Source organism: Yinghuangia sp. YIM S09857 (assembly GCF_051388915.1).
GTDB lineage: Bacteria > Actinomycetota > Actinomycetes > Streptomycetales > Streptomycetaceae > Yinghuangia.
In genome coordinates this window covers 176,956-193,896 of record NZ_JBPKBH010000016.1, presented here as the reverse complement: position 1 = coordinate 193,896, position 16,941 = coordinate 176,956, and the positions used below count along the sequence as shown (strand labels likewise).

Below are 16,941 nucleotides of genomic sequence, written 5' to 3'. Positions count from 1 at the left end.
CGCGTCCGGAGGCGCGGGCGCGGCCCCGCCGCCCCCTTCCGAGGAGCGCTTGCGGGTGGGGTTGTCGGTCGCCACGTCGCTCGTCACGCGGTCATCGTATTGACCGCGGGGCGGTGCGGGGCCCACCACGGGGGAGGATGGTGCCGTGGAACATGAACCCAGCGGTGTCCTCGTGCTTGCCGGTACTCCGATCGGCGAGGTCGGCGACGCACCTCCCCGGCTGTCCGCGGAGCTCGCCGCGGCCGACGTCGTCGCGGCCGAGGACACGCGGCGCCTGCGCAGGCTCACGAACGCGCTGGGGGTGGAGGTACCCGGACGGGTGGTCTCCTATTTCGAGGGCAACGAGTCCGCGCGTACCCCCGAACTCGTGCGCGAACTGCTCGGCGGTGCGCGTGTGCTGCTGGTCACCGACGCGGGCATGCCGTCGGTCTCCGACCCCGGGTACCGCCTCGTCGAGGCCGCGGTCGCGGAGGGCGTACGCGTGACCGCGGTACCCGGCCCGTCGGCGGTGCTCACCGCTTTGGCGCTGTCCGGTCTGCCGGTCGACCGGTTCTGCTTCGAGGGCTTTCTGCCGCGCAAGGCGGGCGAACGGGCCGGACGCCTGCGGGACGTGGCCGCCGAGCCGCGCACGATGGTCTTCTTCGAGGCACCGCACCGTGTCGCCGACGCGCTCGCGGCGATGGCCGAAGCCTTCGGCGGCGACCGGCGTGCGGCGGTGTGCCGCGAGCTGACCAAGACGTACGAGGAGGTACGCCGCGGCCCGCTCGCCGAGCTCGCCGCCTGGGCCGCCGACGGCGTGCGCGGCGAGATCACCGTCGTCGTCGAGGGCGCGCCGCCGCCGAGGCCCGCCGACCTCGGCCCGGCCGAACTGGCCGCGCTGGTCGCCCGCCGCGAGGAGGCCGGACAGCACCGCAAGGAGGCCATCGCCGAGGTCGCGGCCGAGCTGGGCCTGCCCAAGCGCGAGGTCTTCGACGCGGTGGTGGCGGCGAAGCGCAAGGACTGAGCGAGCGGGCGGGACGACCGGGGAGTCGACTGAGGCGACCAAACGACCGAGGAGCCGACTGAGGCGACCAAACGACCGAGGAGCCGACTGAGGCGACCAAACGACCGAGGCGATCAAGCGACCGAGGCGACCAGGACGACCACGGCGTAGAGGTCCGACCGAGGCGACCAAGCGACCAAGGCACCGAGGTCCGACCAACTTGTCGAGCGCAGGCCACCCTCGTCGACCCACCCACCCCCAGGCCACGCGTCAAGCGCGGGCAACGTGTCGGTAGCACAATGGGAGTGTTCGGCCCAAGGAGGCCCCAACTTCTTCATTCTCCTCACCAGAAGATGCCAAGGCCTTGTAACCACCGGTGCGCGGGGCCGTGCGAGGGGCATTTCCTGGGAGTCGGGGCCGAGGAACCACCGAACCGTCGGTGGGCAGGCCGCGCGAGGAGGTCGCCATGAACCAATCGACCATCGTGCACGAGGCGTACTCGTTCGTGTGTCTTGGCTGCGGCCACGGCTGGGAGCGCGCGTACGAGATCCACCACGTCACCGACCTGCACGGCGAGCGGGTCTGCCACTACTACTCGGACGGCAACCGTGTGCCGTCGCCCTTCAGCCGTCCCCGCTGCGAGCACTGCGAGGGCGCCCGCCTGCGGATCCTGCCCGCCGGCCGCGTCGCGTCCGCGGCGCCGCCGCCGCGTTCGTCCGGCGGGCGGACGCACTCCTGGCACCTGCTGCGCCTGTCCCGCCGCTGACCGCAGGTCGACGGCAGGGTGGGCCGCCCCGTGACACCCGCCCGTGATACTCGGGGGCGACCCACCCGCCGCGGGCCGTAGGATTTCCGGCATGGCGGCCACTGGATCCACTGATCTCTCCACGACCCCGGGCGGACACGCGGGCGGCAAGGCGTTCTACGTCACCACCCCGATCTACTACGTCAACGACGCCCCGCACCTCGGCCACGCCTATACGACCGTCGCAGGTGACGTGCTCACCCGCTGGCACCGCCAGCGCGGCGAGAAGGTGTGGTACCTGACCGGCACCGACGAGCACGGCCAGAAGGTCATGCGCACCGCCCTGGCGAACGGCGTGACGCCGCAGGAGTGGTGCGACCGGCTCGTCGAGACGGCGTGGAAGCCGCTCTGGCAGCACCTTGAGATCGCCAACGACGACTTCATCCGCACCACCGAGCCCCGGCACGCGCAGCGCGTCCAGGAGTTCTGGCAGAACCTGTACGACAACGGCGAGGTCTACAAGGGCTCGTACGAGGGCCCGTACTGCGTCGGCTGCGAGGAGTTCAAGCTTCCCGGCGAGCTCGTCGACGGCACCGGCGAGTACGAGGGCGAGAAGCTGTGCCCGATCCACGGCCGCCCGGTGGAGATGCTGTCGGAGGACAACTACTTCTTCCGGATGTCCGCGTACACCGACAAGCTGCTCGCCTTCTACGAGGCCAATCCGGACTTCATCCAGCCGGCCTCGGCGCGCAACGAGGTGCTGAAGTTCGTGCAGCAGGGCCTCCAGGACCTGTCCATCTCGCGGTCGACGTTCGACTGGGGCATCCCGATCCCGTGGGACTCCGGACACGTGCTGTACGTGTGGATCGACGCGCTGCTCAACTACGCCTCCGCCGTGGGCTATGGCACCGACCAGGCGAAGTTCGGCGAGACGTGGCCCGCCGACGTGCACATCGTGGGCAAGGACATCCTGCGCTTCCACGCGGTCATCTGGCCGGCGATGCTGATGGCGGCCGGACTGCCGCTGCCGCACAAGGTGTTCGCGCACGGCTGGCTGCTGGTCGGCGGCGAGAAGATGAGCAAGTCGAAGCTGACCGGCATCTCGCCGCAGCAGCTCACCGAGCACTTCGGCGTGGACGCGTACCGCTACTACTTCATGCGCGCGATCCCGTTCGGGCAGGACGGCTCGTTCTCGTGGGAGGACTTCTCCGCGCGGTACACCTCGGAGCTCGCCAACGACTTCGGCAACCTCGCCTCGCGCGTCGCGGCGATGGTCGGCAAGTACTTCGGCGGCACGCTGCCCGAGGCGACCGCGGTGGGCGCCGCGGAGAGCGCCCTGCACGCGGCGCTGGCGGAGACCGTGAAGTCGGCCGACGCCAAGGTCGAGCAACTGGACTTCCAGGGCGCGCTGGACGACGTGTTCGCGTACGTCAAGCAGGTCAACGGCTACCTGACCGAGCAGGAGCCCTGGAAGGTCGCCAAGGACACCTCGCCCGAGGGCCAGGCCCGCCTGGCGACGATCCTCTACTCGGCGGCCGAGTCGCTGCGGGCGCTCGCCGTCCTGCTCAACCCGGTCATGCCCGCGACCGCCGAGAAGCTGTGGGCGTCGCTCGGCGCCGAGGCGCACCTGGGCGCGCTCGCCGACCAGAAGCTCCTGGACGCGGGCGCCTGGGGCCTCCTGCCCGCCGGTGCGACCGTCACCAAGGGCGAGATCCTCTTCCCCCGCCTGGAGGAGAAGCGCGACGAGCAGAAGGAAAGCTGACCCGATGGGCAAGCGCACACGCCGCGACGGCGGGCCGAGGGACACCACTCCGCCCCCCGCACCGCCGTCGCTGCGGGTGCCCGTCTGGGACGCGCACACGCACCTGGACCTCCAGGAGGGCGACGTCGGCTCGGCCCTCGCCGCGGCCGCCGCGGTCGGCGTCTCGACGCTCGTCCAGGTCGGCATCGACGTCCCGTCGTCGAAGTGGGCGGCCGAGGCCGCGCTCGACAACCCGCGCGTGCACGCCACGGTCGCCCTGCATCCGAACGAGGCGCCCAGGATCGTGCACGGCGACCCCGACGGCTGGTCCGGGCAGCGCCGCGAGCCGGGCGGGACGGCCGCACTCGACGCGGCGATCGCGGAGATCGCCGAACTCGCCGCGCTGCCGCAGGTGCGCGGCGTCGGCGAGACCGGCCTCGACTACTTCCGGACCGGCCCCGAGGGCACCGCGGTGCAGCAGGAGTCGTTCCGCCGCCACATCGCGATCGCGAAGCGGTACGGCAAGGCGCTGGTCATCCACGACCGCGAGGCCCACGACGACGTGCTGCGCATCCTCCTGGAGGAAGGCGCCCCGGAGACCGTGGTGTTCCACTGCTTCTCCGGCGACGCCGAGATGGCCAAGACCTGCGCCGACCGCGGCTACGTCATGTCCTTCGCCGGGAACATCACCTACCCCAGCGCGCAGCCGCTGCGCGACGCGGTGGCCGCGGCGCCGCTGGACCTGCTGCTGGTCGAGACGGACGCGCCGTTCCTCACCCCGGTCCCGCACCGCGGACGGCCGAACGCGCCGTACCTCGTCCCGGTGACGGTGCGCGCGATGGCCGCGGTGAAGGGCGTCGACGAGGACACCCTGTGCACCGCCCTGGCGGCCAACGCCGAACGGGTATTCGGGACCGTCTGAGGGCCGCCGCCGGGTTCACCCGTACGCGGTGGAACGGCAGTTGGGCATCGGCAACCTGTTACAGTCCCATGCTCGGTCGACTGGCACCGGTCGACCCGCACCGGCCGCACGTCGGCCTGTGGGCCTACCGGCAGGTGAGGGAGCCACCCTTTTGAGTCGTTCCGCCGAGCGTGGGCGTCGGCGCGGAAGAGCGCCCCGCCGCGGGTTCTCGCCGCGCATGCTGGTGCCCCAACTGCTGGTCGTGGCCGTGCTGGTGGGCGGTACCACCGCCTTCGTGCAGTACGACAAGACGATCACGATCATCGTGGACGGCGAGAAGCGCAGCGTGCACACGTTCGCCTCCAACGTCGGCGACGTGCTGGCCCGCGAGCAGATCGACATAGGCGAACACGACGTCGTCGCCCCGGGCCGCGACGCCGACCTCGACGACGGCGACGAGGTCGCGATCCGGTACGGCCGCCTCCTCGACCTGACCCTCGACGGCCGCCCGCAGCAGGTCTGGGTGACCGCCATGTCCGTCGCCGAGGCCATGGACCAGCTCAAGGTGCGTACCGACGGCGCCTACCTGTCGGTGCCGCGCGAAGCCCCCATCGGCCGCCAGGGCCTCGCCCTGGACGTGCGCACCGAGCGCGGCGTGACCTTCATGGTCGACGGCCGCCAGCTCCCGGTGCGCACGAACGCGGCCAGTCTCGACGAGGTGCTGCGGCAGGCGCAGATCGCCATAGGGCCGCAGGACCGCGTAAGCGTGCCCACCGACACCTATCCCACCGAGGGCATGACGGTGTCCGTCCTGCGTGTCACCGGCACGACGGTCGTCAAGGACGAGCGCATCCCCTTCGAGACCAAGAAGCAGGACGACCCGACGCGGTTCAAGGGCCAGGAGTCCGTCGAGACCAAGGGCGTCGCCGGGATCAAAAAGGTGACCTGGGCGTACGAGACCGTCGACGGCGTCAGGCAGAACCCGCGCAAGGTCAAGGAGGAGATCGTCAAGGCGCCGGTGCACCAGGTGGTCAAGGTGGGCACCAAGCAGCTGCCCACCTCGGTTGCGGGTGCCGACGACCTCAACTGGAGCGCGCTGGCCAAGTGCGAGGCGGGGGGCCGTCCCACGGCGGTCGACCCGTCCGGGACGTACCACGGGCTCTACCAGTTCGACGCGCGCACCTGGCAGTCGATGGGCGGCACGGGGGTCGCGAGCACCGCGCCCGCGGCGGAGCAGACGTACCGCGCGAAGCTGCTGTTCGTGCAGCGGGGCGCGAGTCCGTGGCCGATCTGCGGCCGTAAGCTGTACTCGTGAGTGATCGTCCCGCGGGGCCCGGTCTGCTCGGCCCCGCGGACATCCGCGAGCTGGCCGGGGCACTGGGCGTACGGCCCACCAAGCAGCTCGGCCAGAACTTCGTCATCGACGCCAACACCGTGCGGCGCATCGTGCGCACCGCGGAGGTACGCCCCGACGACGTGGTGGTGGAGATCGGCCCCGGCCTCGGCTCGCTCACCCTCGCCCTCCTCGAAGCCGCGGACCGCGTCGTCGCGGTCGAGATCGACCCCGTCCTCGCCCGGCACCTGCCGACCACGGTCGAGGCCCGCATGCCCGAACGAGCCGACCGGTTCGCGCTCGTGCACGCCGACGCGATGACCGTCGCCGAACTGCCCGGCCCGCCGCCGACCGCGTTGGTGGCGAACCTGCCCTACAACGTCTCGGTCCCGGTGCTGCTGCACATGCTCCAGACCTTCCCGAGCATCGAACGCACGCTGGTGATGGTGCAGTCCGAGGTCGCCGACCGCCTCGCGGCCCGGCCCGGCGGCAAGGTGTACGGCGTCCCGTCGGTCAAGGCCGCCTGGTACGCCGACGTCAAGCGCGCCGGCGCGATCGGCCGCAACGTCTTCTGGCCCGCCCCCAACGTCGACTCCGGACTCGTCTCGCTGGTCCGCCGCGAACCGCCCGCCACCACCGCCACCCGCGAGGAGGTATTCGCCGTCGTGGACGCCGCGTTCGCGCAGCGCCGCAAGACGCTGCGCGCGGCACTCGCGGGCTGGGCGGGCTCCCCGGCCGCCGCCGAAGAGGCGCTGGTGGCCGCCGGGGTCGACCCCAAGGCACGCGGCGAGGCGCTCGACATCGGGCAGTTCACGCGCATCGCGGAGGCACGCCCGCAGGCCGCTCCCGGCGCGCCACCCCCCGCGTAACCAGGTCCTCACGGGCCGTACGATCGACGCGACCAGCATCCGAGAACGAGGGGCACCCGCACTCGTGGCTTCCGTGACCGTCCAGGTTCCCGCCAAAGTCAACCTCCAGCTCGCCGTGGGGGCGGTCCGGCCGGACGGGTACCACGAACTGGTGTCGGTGTTCCACGCCGTGTCCCTCTTCGACGAGGTGACCGTCACCCGCGCCGACACCCTCACGGTGACCGCCGAGGGCGAAGGCACCGGCGAAGTCCCGCTCGACCGCACCAACCTCGCCGCCCGCGCCGTCGAACTCCTCGCCGACCGCCTCGGCACCTCGCCCGACCTGCACGTGCACATCCGCAAGGGCATCCCGGTCGCGGGCGGCATGGCCGGAGGCAGCGCCGACGCCGCGGCCACCCTGCTGGCCTGCGACACCCTGTGGCGCGGCAACACACCCCGCGAGATGCTGCGCCGCCTCGGCGCGGAACTCGGCAGCGACGTGCCGTTCAGCGACCTCGGCGGCACCGCCATCGGCACCGGGCGGGGCGAACGCCTCGCCGCGGTGGCCTCGGTCGGCCGCTTCCACTGGGTCTTCGCACTCGCCGACGGCGGACTGTCGACCCCGGCCGTCTACGCCGAGTGCGACCGGCTGCGCGAGGTCGCGGGGGCCCACGTACCGGACCCGGCACCGCGCGAGGAGCTGATCGCGGCCCTGCGCGCGGGCGACGCGGCCGCGCTGGGGGCGGGCATGGCGAACGACCTCCAGGACGCCGCGCTGTCGCTGCGCCCGGCGCTGCGCGGGACGCTGGCGGCGGGCACCGCGGCCGGGGCGCTGGGGGCGCTGGTGTCGGGTTCCGGGCCGACGTGCGCGTTCCTGGCGGCCGACGAGGCGGGGGCGTACGCGGTCGCGCGGGCGCTGGAGGCTTCGGGCACGTGCCGCACCACCAAAATCGCCTATGGGCCGGTGGGCGGGGCGCGGGTGCTGCCGCGCATGCGCAATGCGGAGAGTGCGCCGGGGGCGGTCTGAGGGGCCTGAGGCCGGCGTCGCTTTCTGTCTCGCGCGGACCTGCTGTGCCGTGACGTATGTCTCCCGCTTGTACCTCTTGCTGTAATGCGCCTCTTGCCGGTCGTATCGCACCGGTCGGGCGCACCCGCCGAGCCCCCTCACCCGAGCCGTAGAATCGGGTGTTTCCCGTCCCCCGAGAAGGTCGTGCTGTGGCGAACCTGGTCAACCTTGAGTCCGTGAGCAAGGCATACGTCATGCGCACGCTGCTCGACGGCGTCTCCCTCGGCGTCGGCGAGGGCGACCGCATCGGCGTCGTCGGCCGCAACGGCGACGGCAAGACGACGCTGATCAAGGCGATGGCGCAGCAGGAGCCGGTCGACTCCGGACGCGTCACCCACATGACCGGGCTGAGCCTCGGGTTCCTGAGCCAGCAGGACGACCTGGACCCGGCCGCGACCGTGCGGCACGAGATCGTCGGCGACCGGCCCGACCACGACTGGGCGGGCGACGCACGCATCCGCGACGTGCTCGCGGGCCTGTTCGGCGGCCTGGACATGCCGGGCTTCCCGCAGGGCATGGACACCGTGATCGGGCCGCTGTCCGGCGGCGAGCGCCGCCGCATCGCACTGGCCAAGCTGCTGATCGGCGAGCACGACCTGATCATCCTGGACGAGCCGACCAACCACCTCGACATCGAGGGCATCTCGTGGCTCGCCGGGCACCTCAAGGCACGCCGCTCGGCGCTCGTGGTCGTGACGCACGACCGCTGGTTCCTCGACGAGGTCTGCACGCGCACCTGGGACGTGCAGGCGGGGCGGGTGCACGACTACGAGGGCGGCTACTCGGCGTACGTCCTGGCCCGCGCCGAGCGCGAGCGGATCGCCGCGACCGAGGAGGTCAAGCGGCAGAACCTGATCCGCAAGGAGCTGGCCTGGCTGCGGCGCGGCGCCCCGGCGCGGACCAGCAAGCCGAAGTTCCGCATCGAGGCGGCCAACGAGCTGATCGCCGACGAACCGCCGCCGCGCGACCGCTCCGAGCTGATGCGGTTCGCGAACGCCCGACTCGGCAAGACGGTGTTCGAACTCAAGGACGTCACCGTGCAGGCCGGTCCCAAGACGCTGGTCGAGCACCTGACGTGGAACCTCGGTCCCGGGGACCGGATCGGCCTGGTCGGGGTGAACGGGGCGGGCAAGACGTCGCTCATGCGGGCGATGGCGGACGCCGCGTACGAGGAGAAGGAGCCGGCGGCCGGGCGGGTGGTCGTGGGGAAGACGGTGCGGCTGGCGTACCTGTCCCAGGAGGTCGCCGAACTCGACCCGGCGTGGCGGGTGTTGGAGGCCGTGCAGCGGGTGCGCGAGCGTGTCGACCTCGGCAAGGGCCGCGAGCTGACGGCGGGACAGTTGTGCGAGCAGTTCGGCTTCACGGGCGAGAAGCAGTGGACGCCCGTGGGCGATCTGTCGGGCGGGGAGCGGCGCCGGTTGCAGTTGCTGCGGCTGCTGATGGACGAGCCCAACGTGCTGTTCATGGACGAGCCGACCAACGACCTCGACATCGAGACGCTCACCCAACTCGAAGACCTGCTGGACGGTTGGCCCGGTTCGCTGGTGGTGGTGAGCCACGACCGGTACTTCGTCGAACGTACGACCGACACGGTGTGGGCTCTCCTCGGCGACCGGACGCTGCGCATGCTGCCGGGCGGCGTCGACGAGTACCTGGCCCGGCGCCGGGCGGTGGTGGAGGCGGCGGTGCCGTCCGTGCCGGTCCGCCGGCGCACGGGCGACACGCGCGCCGCGAAGAAGGAACTCCAGAAGGTCGAACGCCAGTTGGCCAAACTCGGCGAACGCGAGGAGAAGCTGCACGCCGCGATGGCCGAACATGCCACCGACTTCGAGAAGATCGCCGAACTGGACGGCGAACTCCGCGCGATTGCCACGGAACGCGACGAGCTGGAGTCGCGGTGGCTGGAGCTTGCGGAGGACGCGGGGGAGTAGGGGAGTCGCACACGTTGCCTGGCTCGCGGTCGTCCGCGCGTTCGAGGAGCGGACGGCGGAACGGGCGGGCGGGGCGGGGGCCGGGCGCGGGCGCCGACGGCGGCGTCAAGAGGGGGCGCTGGTTCGGGCGGGGAATCGGCTCAATTCCCCACGGGGGGCGCATCGCACCCGTAGTCTGAACGGCGGTACCGGTGGGCGTTCCCGCGCCTGCCGGGGTTGTGGGGGCGGGAGGGGCAGTCGCGGGGACGACGCCTGAGTGGGCCCGTTGGGTGCGGATGGGGATTTTCACCCGCGGGTTCGGCAGAGCGTCGGCTCAGCACGTGACCGGGAGCGTTCTGCCGACGGTGACGATGCCCCTGACTTTGGGGGGCTTGATGGGGTTGGAGACCACGTCGGCAAACGCTCTGCGCGCGGGCCTGCGCACCCTGGTCGTGGGGGCCGGGTCGGCCGGCAGCGCGCTTGCGCGGGACCTGCTGCGCACACCCGAGTTCGGGTTGTGCCCGGTGGGATTCCTCGACGACGATCCGCACAAGAAAGAGGTCCGTGTCGCCGGGCCGCCCTGGGAGGAGCCGGGGCTGCCGGAGACCCTTCCGGTGCTCGGCGGCCTCAACGAACTGGTGGGCGTGAGCCTCGAATTCGGCGTCGAGGTGGTGGTGCTCGCCATCCCCGGGCTGCCGCCCGAGGACTTCCGCTCGGTCGCCGCCGACGCCTCGGCGGTCGGCGCGAGCGTGCGCTATCTGCCGTCCTTCCTCGTCGCGCTGCGGCGCGACGTCGTCGGCTCGGACATGCGCACGCTCGACGTCAACCGGCTGATCGGCCGCCAGGAACTGCACGTCGTCTCGGCCTCGGTACGCGAGGTCATCGCCGGGCGCCGCGTCCTGGTGACCGGCGCCGGCGGCTCGATCGGCAGCGAACTGTGCCGCCAGGTATACGGGTTCGGCCCGAGCAAGATGTACATGCTGGACCACGACGAGTCGAACCTGCACCGGCTGCAACTCGACGTATGGGGCGAGGCCCTCCTCGACGACGACACACTCGTGATCGCCGACATCCGGGACCGCCCGCGCATCGAGCAGATCTTCCGCGACCTCAAGCCCGAGGTCGTGTTCCACGCCGCCGCGCACAAGCACCTGCCGCTGCTCGAACGGCACCCGTGCGAGGCGGTCAAGTCCAACGTCCTCGGCACCGAGAACCTGGTGCGCGCGGCGCTGGACATCGGGGTGGAGCGGTTCATCCTCATCTCCACCGACAAGGCCGCCGACCCGGTCTCGGTCCTCGGCGCCACGAAGCGCCTGGCAGAACTGATCGTCCAGGCCAACACGCAGGCCCCCGGCGTCTTCGCGGGCGTGCGGTTCGGCAACGTGCTCGGCAGCCGCGGCTCGCTCCTCTCGGTGCTCGCCGAACAGGTGCGCGGCGGCGGTCCGGTCACCGTGACGCACCCGGACGTCACCCGCTTCTTCATGACCATCGAGGAGGCGGTCGGCCTCGTCCTGGAGGCCGGGCGCATGGCGCAGGGCGGCGAGATCTTCGTCCTCGACATGGGCGATCCGGTACGCATCGTCGACCTCGTCCACAAGTTCGTCGAACAGGTGAACCAGCCGCAGGTGGAGATCCGCTTCACCGGCCTGCGGCCCGGCGAGAAACTGCACGAGGCGCTTTTCTCCCTCACCGAGGAACGCCTGCCGACCGAGCACCCGCGCGTGTACGCGACGGTGCCGCCGGTGGACGCCCTCGGCGCGGTGGTACGCCTGCCCGAGTTGTACGGCGCGGCCGCGGGCAACGACAACGAGGCCGTCCGGGAGCTGCTGACGGAGCTGCTGCCCGGGTACGCTTCCGCACCGTCCGAGGGAGCCGCGGCCTTCGCGGCGCCCTACCCGGACGACTTCTGAGCGATCCCGCGCAGGCGCCGCCGGACGCCTGGCTCAGGGGCTGTCGGCCGCCCGCTCCACGGCGCGGACGACCGACAGCCTCTGAGCCGAACCGCCGAGTGCCGGGCACTTCCCGTCACTCGGCGGACCGGGCCGTCGTTTTCACGTCATGACGACGCCCGCCGCCCTGCGCGCCTTCCACGAAGCCGATGACACCCCGTACCGCTCCGGCGCCGACCGCATCCGGCGGCAGCTCGCCATGATCCGGCCCGTCGTCGAGCACGCCGTCAAGCCGCTCACCGTCCTGGACCTCGGCTGCGGCGACGGCTACGCCACCGCCCGCCTCGCGCAACTCCCGGGCCTGGCAGCCAACCGCGGGCACCGCGTGATCGGCGTCGACTGGTCCGAGACCGCCCTCGCGCGCGCCCGCGAGCGCGGCATCGGCACCGTACGGGCCGCGCTGGACGCGGGCCCGCTGCCGTTCGCGGACGGCGAGGCCGACATCGTCGTCATGAGCGAGATCGTCGAGCACCTGGTCGATCCCGACGCCGCGGTGGCCGAGGCGTACCGCGTGCTGCGCCCGGGTGGGCACCTGTTCCTGTCCACGCCGAACCTGGCGGCCTGGTTCAACCGCCTGATGCTGCTCGCCGGCGTGCAGCCGGCGTTCTCCGAGGTCGCGCTGTCCGGCGTCTACGGCCGACCGGGTGACGAAGTCGCGGGCCACCTGCGACTGTTCACGCGCCGGGCGCTCGTGGAGTTCCTGACCGCCCGGGGGTTTCGGACGATCCGGGTGTCCGGCGCCGCGTTCGAGGCGGTTCCGGCGCCCGGGCGGCCGCTGGACCGCCTGCTCACCCGGGTGCCGTCCGCCGCCGCGATCCTGCTCGCGCACGCGCGTACGCCCGCACGGTTCAGCCGGAGAACTCCAGCAGCAGCGGGTGGCTCACCGAACGCCGGTCGCACGCACCCTGGAACACCACTCGGAAGTCGCCGAACTGACGCCGTACCAGCATGAGCAGTTCGGAGTGCGGGTAGACGCCGCGCACCCCGGACAGCTCGACGTACAGGTAATGCACCGTCATGCCGCCGAGGCACCTGAGCACTTCGAGCTCATAGCCCTCGACGTCGATCTTGACGAGGTCGTACTCCTGGTTGCCGGTGACCGTCGACGGGTCGCTCACGCTGCGCACCGCGAGGCTGCGCGGCGTGCCGACGGCGTCGACCTGGTCGGCGAGGATCGAACCGGTCGCGGAACGACCCGGGTCGAAGAACATCTCGTCGACCGGACGCGGCGACAGCGCGTACGGCCAGACGCGAACTCCCTTGAGCGGTGCGGTGTTCGCTTCGAGCTGAGGGAGGATCAGGCCGTTCGGCTCGAAGACGTCGATCTCCGACTCCGGCACGAAGTGCCGCAGCGTGACCGCGAATTGCCCGAGGTTGCCGCCCACGTCGAGGGCTGTGCGGACCCGGAATCCCGGCCGCATGTTGCCCAGCACATCGCGGCTCACCTCGCGCGGATACGTCTGGAGGTTGAGCGGCGTCGCGATGTTGTCGAACGCGAACGCCTGGTCGAGATAGCGGACCGTACGCTCCCGCCCCCTGGCGCAACGCGTGTACGACGCGACCATGTCGCCGTAGTAGCGCAGTTTGGCGCCGGTCCCCAGATCCGAGCCCCACCAGGCCCGATTGCGCTGCCACAGACGGAGGTTCGTGGCGTGGCGGCGGTAGCGCGTCTCCGGTACGCGCTCGTGCGTGTCGCGCGTCAGGCCCTGGGACGGCACCCGAGCCGCCGATGGCGCACCACCGCCCTCGGAAGCGACGGACGTGGCGGGGTCGGTCGGCTGATCCACGGCTCTCCTCGGGGACGGCGTCGAACACCCTTCACAGGGCGGACATACAGGGGGCATTCGGGGTAGGGCGACAGAGACGATCTCGGGTGAACGGCGGTGGCGGCCACGGCAGGCGGCCCACCGCATGCGGGGCGGACGGATGGAGGGTCGACGGAGTCGGCGAACGGTCGGCAAGCGGTCGGCAGGTGTTCGGCGAACGGAACGGACGCCGCGGGCTGGGCCGTGTCTGCGACCTCCTGCCGGGCCCGCGCCGCCTGGCACGCGCGCTCGCTGCGTTGCAATCCCTTGCGAGTACGACCGAGTACGACCGAGTGCGAGCTGCGGGGTTGCGCCTTGCGATCGCACGCATCAGCGATGCGGGCTGTCCGACGGGAGTTTGGAGACACGACCTGACGAAACGGGGGAACGCGGGGTCAACGAATCAGGGCACCAGGTGGTCACTTCGTCCCTCGATCAGGGGAACATCCGGTCGCGCTGCTCCGCGTCGCGGCCGTATTCCGTCGCCGCGCTGGTACATCTGGGCCGGTGCGCGTCTGCCTCTTCAACTGGAAGGGCCCCGGTCATCCCGCATCGGGCGGGGCCGAGGTCTACACCCGCGAGGTGCTCCGCCGGTGGGCCGCGCGCGGGCACGAGGTCACGTGGTTCGGCGCGGCCGCGGCCGGACGCCCGGTGGAGGAGACCGACGAGGACGGTGTACGCCTGGTGCGGGCCGGCGGGCGCTTCGGCGTCTACCGCGCCGCCCGCGTCTGGTACCGCGACGCGCTCGCCCGCGGCGAGCACTTCGACCTGCTGGTCGACGAGGTCAACACGCGGCCGTTCGGCTGCGCGCGGTGGGCCGGGGGAGTGCCGACCGTCGCCCTCGTGCACCAGGTCGCGCGCGAGATCTGGAACTGCGAACTCCCGTGGCCCGTCGCGATGGTGGGTCGCCACGTCCTCGAACCGCGTTGGCTGCGCGCGCTCGCGGACGTCCCGGTGCTGACCGTTTCGCCGTCCAGCCGCCGTTCGCTGCGCGCGTACGGGCTGCGGCGCATCGAGCTGGTGCCGCAAGGGATCGACGCGCGCATGCGGCCGTCCGTACCGCGCGAGGTGCGGCCCACACTGATCCACGTGGGGCGGCTGTCCGCGGTCCAGCAGATCGACCAACTGTTCGCGGCCTTCGTGCTGCTGCGACGCGAGATCCCGACCGCCCGGCTGTGGCTGGTCGGCGACGGCCCGGAGTACGCGCGCCTGCGCCGGGCCGCGCCGCCGGGCGTCAGCTTCCACGGCCGCGTGCCGGGTGCGGTACGCGACCAACTCCTCGCCCGCGCGCACGCCCTGGTCTGCACCTCGGTCCGCGAGGGGTGGGGCCCGGTCGTCGACGAGGCCGCCGCGATGGGTACCCCGGCGATCGGGTATGCCAACCCGGGCCTGCTCGACTCGATCCCGGCCGCGGGCGGCGTCCTGGTCGGCCCTGACCCGCGTTCGCTCGCGGCCGGGCTCGCCGAGCACCTCCCGGCCTGGGCCGAGGCCCCGTCGCCCGAGGGGTGGCGCGGCGGGGCGGTTTCGTGGGACGAGGTGGCCGACGCCGTTTGGGCGGCGTGCGAGTCGGCCGTCCCGGCCCCGGCGGCGGATCTGCCCGAGTACGCCGTCTGACCGAGCACGGCCCTGGGAGCCGGGCCTGCGCCGCCCGCCCCCGCCGAAGCTGCGCCGCCCGCCGCCCGCCGCCCGCCGCCGCTGCCCGCCGCCGGGGTCGCGCTGCGCCCGCCCGCCGCCAGGGTCGCGTCGCCCGCCCGCAGCGAGCTCGCCGCCCACCCGCAGCGGGCTCGCCCGGCGCCCGCCCGGCGGCTGCGACGAAAGCCCTGCTGCGGCGAAGGCGGCCCTGCGCTCGCCCGAGCGGCACTCGTTCTCGAATCTTTCTCGAACATAGTTTCGATATCGTGGGCTATTGTTGCGGTTATGTCCGTCTATCTTCAGACGTCGCTCTTCGGGCAGGGCGACGACGCCCGGCTCGGTCCGACGCGGGGGATGCGCCGGACCGTGCTCGGCGACGGCGCGTGGATCGACCTGCTCCCGGGCTGGCTGTGCGGCGCCGACGCGCTGTTCGCCCGGCTCGCGGAAGAAGTGCCGTGGCGGGCGGAGCGGCGGCAGATGTACGACCGCGTCGTGGACGTACCGCGCCTGCTCGCCTACTACGGCGAGGACGACGAACTCCCCGACGCGGTACTTGGCACCGCGCGCGAGGCGCTTTCCGGGCACTACACACGCGAGCTCCGCGAGCCGTTCCGCACCGTCGGCCTGTGCTTCTACCGCGACGGCCGCGACAGCGTCGCCTGGCACGGCGACCGCATCGGCCGCGGGGCCACCGAGGACACGATGGTCGCGATCGTCTCCCTGGGCGCGCCGCGCGACCTGCTGCTCCGACCGCGCGCCGGGGGCGCCGGACGCACCGTTCGGCGACGGCTGGGCCACGGCGACCTGCTGGTCATGGGCGGATCGTGCCAGCGGACGTGGGAACACGCCGTCCCCAAGACGGCCCGGCCCACCGGCCCGCGCATCAGCGTGCAGTTCAGGCCGCGCGGGGTGGCCTGAACCCTGGGTGCCGCCCGACTCACCCCGCCTCAGTTGCGACGCGCTCTGCGCTCCTCCGCCATGCCGCACAGCATCCCGCCGACCTCCACCGCCTTGAGGAGGACGAGGCCGACCGTCAGCGCCGGGGCCTTGGCCAGCCGGACGGGGGAGCCCACGAGTGACGTGCGTACGAAAGGCCGCCGCTGTTGGCGTGGGAGCATCGCGTAGTCGTAGAAATTCCGCCCGTAGTACCGCTTCTTCGCGAACGCGCGGCCCAGCGAGACGCGGCCCTCGTCGTGTCCGAGCGCGGACTGGAGGCGGCCGATCGTCCAGCCGTCGGCGGCGACCCGGTCGGAGAACTCCCAGTCCTCGCCCGCGTAGCGCGACTCGTCGTACCCGCCCGCCAGTTCGACCGCGTCGCGGCGGAAGAAGCGGGCCCCCTCGGTCGCCGGGTCGCCCGCGTGCAGGCGCTTCTCGTGCGCGCGGCAGCGGGCGAAGAACCCGGCCCCGAACGCGTATTCGGGCACGATGAGACCGCCGAGGCCGGGGTCCTCGCAGAAGGCCGCGGACGCCTCCGACGCGGCCCCCGCGTCCAGGACCATGTCACTGTCGAGGAACGCGACGACGCGGGCCTTGGCGGCCTGCCATCCGGCGTTCCGCTGCGCGCCGCGCTCGGGGCCGTGGGTCAGGACCCGGTCGGCCCAACGTGCGGCGATCTGCGGGGTCGCGTCGGTCGACGCGTTGTCGACCACGATCACCTCGACGGCGACCCCGGCCTGTGCGCGCAGACTCCGCAGGCACGCCTCCAACGTGCGCCCCGAGTTGCGTGTGGGCACGACGAATGAGACCTCGGGCACCGCAACCGCCTTCCGTGATGTCCGGCCGATGACCGGATGACGACCGGACCGTGCACCCCGACCCCGCGCCCTGTCCGACGGGAACGCGAGGACACTCCCGTGGGCCGAGTCGACGCACGGTCGACTTGTCGGGTCAACGAACCGAGGTCACGGCGGACACTCCGGAATCACCCTTTGGTGGGAAGCGCGTGCCCGAAGGCCCCTCAAGATCGTTGTCGGGCCGGGGTGCACGGCGCCACGGGGGCGCCGTGTGCGCCGGATCAGTCGAACGGCGG

The 16,941-nt window shown here is 72.3% G+C and carries 14 protein-coding genes; 12 read left to right on the top strand and 2 right to left on the bottom strand.

Translation table 11 applies throughout. The annotated features are described in order from the left end of the window. Window positions 1-145: 145 nt before the first annotated feature. The 10 genes from rsmI (at window position 146) to ACRX5S_RS29320 (ending at window position 12,427) form a co-directional block, all read left to right on the top strand. The gene (gene rsmI, locus ACRX5S_RS29365; protein WP_436776156.1) at window positions 146-1,003 is read left to right on the top strand and encodes a 16S rRNA (cytidine(1402)-2'-O)-methyltransferase; all 858 of its coding nucleotides are present in this window, start codon (window positions 146-148) and stop codon (window positions 1,001-1,003) included. 445 nt (window positions 1,004-1,448) lie between these two features. Beyond that, window positions 1,449-1,748 carry a hypothetical protein gene (locus ACRX5S_RS29360; protein ID WP_436776155.1) on the top strand — a complete coding sequence of 100 codons (300 nt, stop codon included), beginning with the start codon at window positions 1,449-1,451 and terminating at the stop codon, window positions 1,746-1,748. A 91-nt stretch (window positions 1,749-1,839) separates the two neighbouring features. Then, window positions 1,840-3,489: a methionine--tRNA ligase gene (gene metG, locus ACRX5S_RS29355; RefSeq protein ID WP_436776154.1), complete on the top strand. Its 1,650-nt coding sequence runs from the start codon at window positions 1,840-1,842 to the stop codon at window positions 3,487-3,489. Between the two features lie 4 nt (window positions 3,490-3,493). Beyond that, window positions 3,494-4,390 carry a TatD family hydrolase gene (locus tag ACRX5S_RS29350; protein WP_436776153.1) on the top strand — a complete coding sequence of 299 codons (897 nt, stop codon included), beginning with the start codon at window positions 3,494-3,496 and terminating at the stop codon, window positions 4,388-4,390. Window positions 4,391-4,607: 217 nt separating this feature from the next. Further along, window positions 4,608-5,684 (top strand): ubiquitin-like domain-containing protein, encoded by a 1,077-nt coding sequence (locus tag ACRX5S_RS29345; protein WP_436776152.1) that lies wholly within the window; start codon window positions 4,608-4,610, stop codon window positions 5,682-5,684. After that, complete coding sequence (gene rsmA, locus ACRX5S_RS29340; RefSeq protein WP_436776151.1) at window positions 5,681-6,571, top strand: 16S rRNA (adenine(1518)-N(6)/adenine(1519)-N(6))-dimethyltransferase RsmA; 891 nt, start codon at window positions 5,681-5,683, stop codon at window positions 6,569-6,571. The genes ACRX5S_RS29345 and rsmA overlap by 4 nt, the downstream gene beginning before the upstream one ends. Window positions 6,572-6,635: 64 nt before the next feature. Then, a complete protein-coding gene (locus ACRX5S_RS29335) occupies window positions 6,636-7,577 on the top strand; it encodes a 4-(cytidine 5'-diphospho)-2-C-methyl-D-erythritol kinase (RefSeq protein WP_436776150.1) in 942 nt (313 codons plus the stop codon). Window positions 7,578-7,810: 233 nt separating this feature from the next. Beyond that, on the top strand, window positions 7,811-9,547 hold the full coding sequence (locus ACRX5S_RS29330) for an ABC-F family ATP-binding cassette domain-containing protein (protein WP_436776165.1): 1,737 nt from the start codon (window positions 7,811-7,813) through the stop codon (window positions 9,545-9,547). Window positions 9,548-9,921: 374 nt separating this feature from the next. Beyond that, the gene (locus tag ACRX5S_RS29325; RefSeq protein WP_436776149.1) at window positions 9,922-11,436 is read left to right on the top strand and encodes a polysaccharide biosynthesis protein; all 1,515 of its coding nucleotides are present in this window, start codon (window positions 9,922-9,924) and stop codon (window positions 11,434-11,436) included. 148 nt (window positions 11,437-11,584) lie between these two features. Beyond that, window positions 11,585-12,427 (top strand): class I SAM-dependent methyltransferase, encoded by an 843-nt coding sequence (locus ACRX5S_RS29320; protein WP_436776148.1) that lies wholly within the window; start codon window positions 11,585-11,587, stop codon window positions 12,425-12,427. On the opposite strand, the gene ACRX5S_RS29315 is transcribed toward ACRX5S_RS29320, so the two are convergent. Continuing rightward, entirely contained in the window at window positions 12,324-13,262 is a 939-nt protein-coding gene (locus tag ACRX5S_RS29315) for an FkbM family methyltransferase (RefSeq protein WP_436776147.1), read from the bottom strand. The genes ACRX5S_RS29320 and ACRX5S_RS29315 overlap by 104 nt on opposite strands. A 525-nt stretch (window positions 13,263-13,787) precedes the next feature. Between ACRX5S_RS29315 and ACRX5S_RS29310 the strand changes: the two genes are divergently transcribed. Together ACRX5S_RS29310 and ACRX5S_RS29305 are read left to right on the top strand one after the other, a co-directional pair. Then, window positions 13,788-14,894 carry a glycosyltransferase family 4 protein gene (locus tag ACRX5S_RS29310; protein WP_436776146.1) on the top strand — a complete coding sequence of 369 codons (1,107 nt, stop codon included), beginning with the start codon at window positions 13,788-13,790 and terminating at the stop codon, window positions 14,892-14,894. 303 nt (window positions 14,895-15,197) lie between these two features. Then, on the top strand, window positions 15,198-15,830 hold the full coding sequence (locus ACRX5S_RS29305) for an alpha-ketoglutarate-dependent dioxygenase AlkB (RefSeq protein WP_436776145.1): 633 nt from the start codon (window positions 15,198-15,200) through the stop codon (window positions 15,828-15,830). Window positions 15,831-15,859: 29 nt separating this feature from the next. Here ACRX5S_RS29305 and ACRX5S_RS29300 read toward each other — a convergent pair whose 3' ends face one another. Beyond that, window positions 15,860-16,666, bottom strand: a complete 807-nt coding sequence (locus tag ACRX5S_RS29300) for a glycosyltransferase family 2 protein (RefSeq protein ID WP_436776144.1) — start codon at window positions 16,664-16,666, stop codon at window positions 15,860-15,862. Window positions 16,667-16,941 lie beyond the last annotated feature (275 nt).

Excerpts from the sequence above, each read along its gene's own strand:
- ACRX5S_RS29360 (WP_436776155.1), top strand. The coding sequence starts at position 1,449 with ATGAACCAATCGACCATCGTGCACGAGGCGTACTCGTTCGTGTGTCTT.
- metG (WP_436776154.1), top strand. The coding sequence starts at position 1,840 with ATGGCGGCCACTGGATCCACTGATCTCTCCACGACCCCGGGCGGACAC.
- ACRX5S_RS29350 (WP_436776153.1), top strand. The coding sequence starts at position 3,494 with ATGGGCAAGCGCACACGCCGCGACGGCGGGCCGAGGGACACCACTCCG.
- ACRX5S_RS29345 (WP_436776152.1), top strand. The coding sequence starts at position 4,608 with ATGCTGGTGCCCCAACTGCTGGTCGTGGCCGTGCTGGTGGGCGGTACC.
- ACRX5S_RS29330 (WP_436776165.1), top strand. The coding sequence starts at position 7,811 with ATGCGCACGCTGCTCGACGGCGTCTCCCTCGGCGTCGGCGAGGGCGAC.
- ACRX5S_RS29325 (WP_436776149.1), top strand. The coding sequence starts at position 9,922 with ATGGGGTTGGAGACCACGTCGGCAAACGCTCTGCGCGCGGGCCTGCGC.
- ACRX5S_RS29320 (WP_436776148.1), top strand. The coding sequence starts at position 11,585 with ATGACGACGCCCGCCGCCCTGCGCGCCTTCCACGAAGCCGATGACACC.
- ACRX5S_RS29305 (WP_436776145.1), top strand. The coding sequence starts at position 15,198 with ATGTCCGTCTATCTTCAGACGTCGCTCTTCGGGCAGGGCGACGACGCC.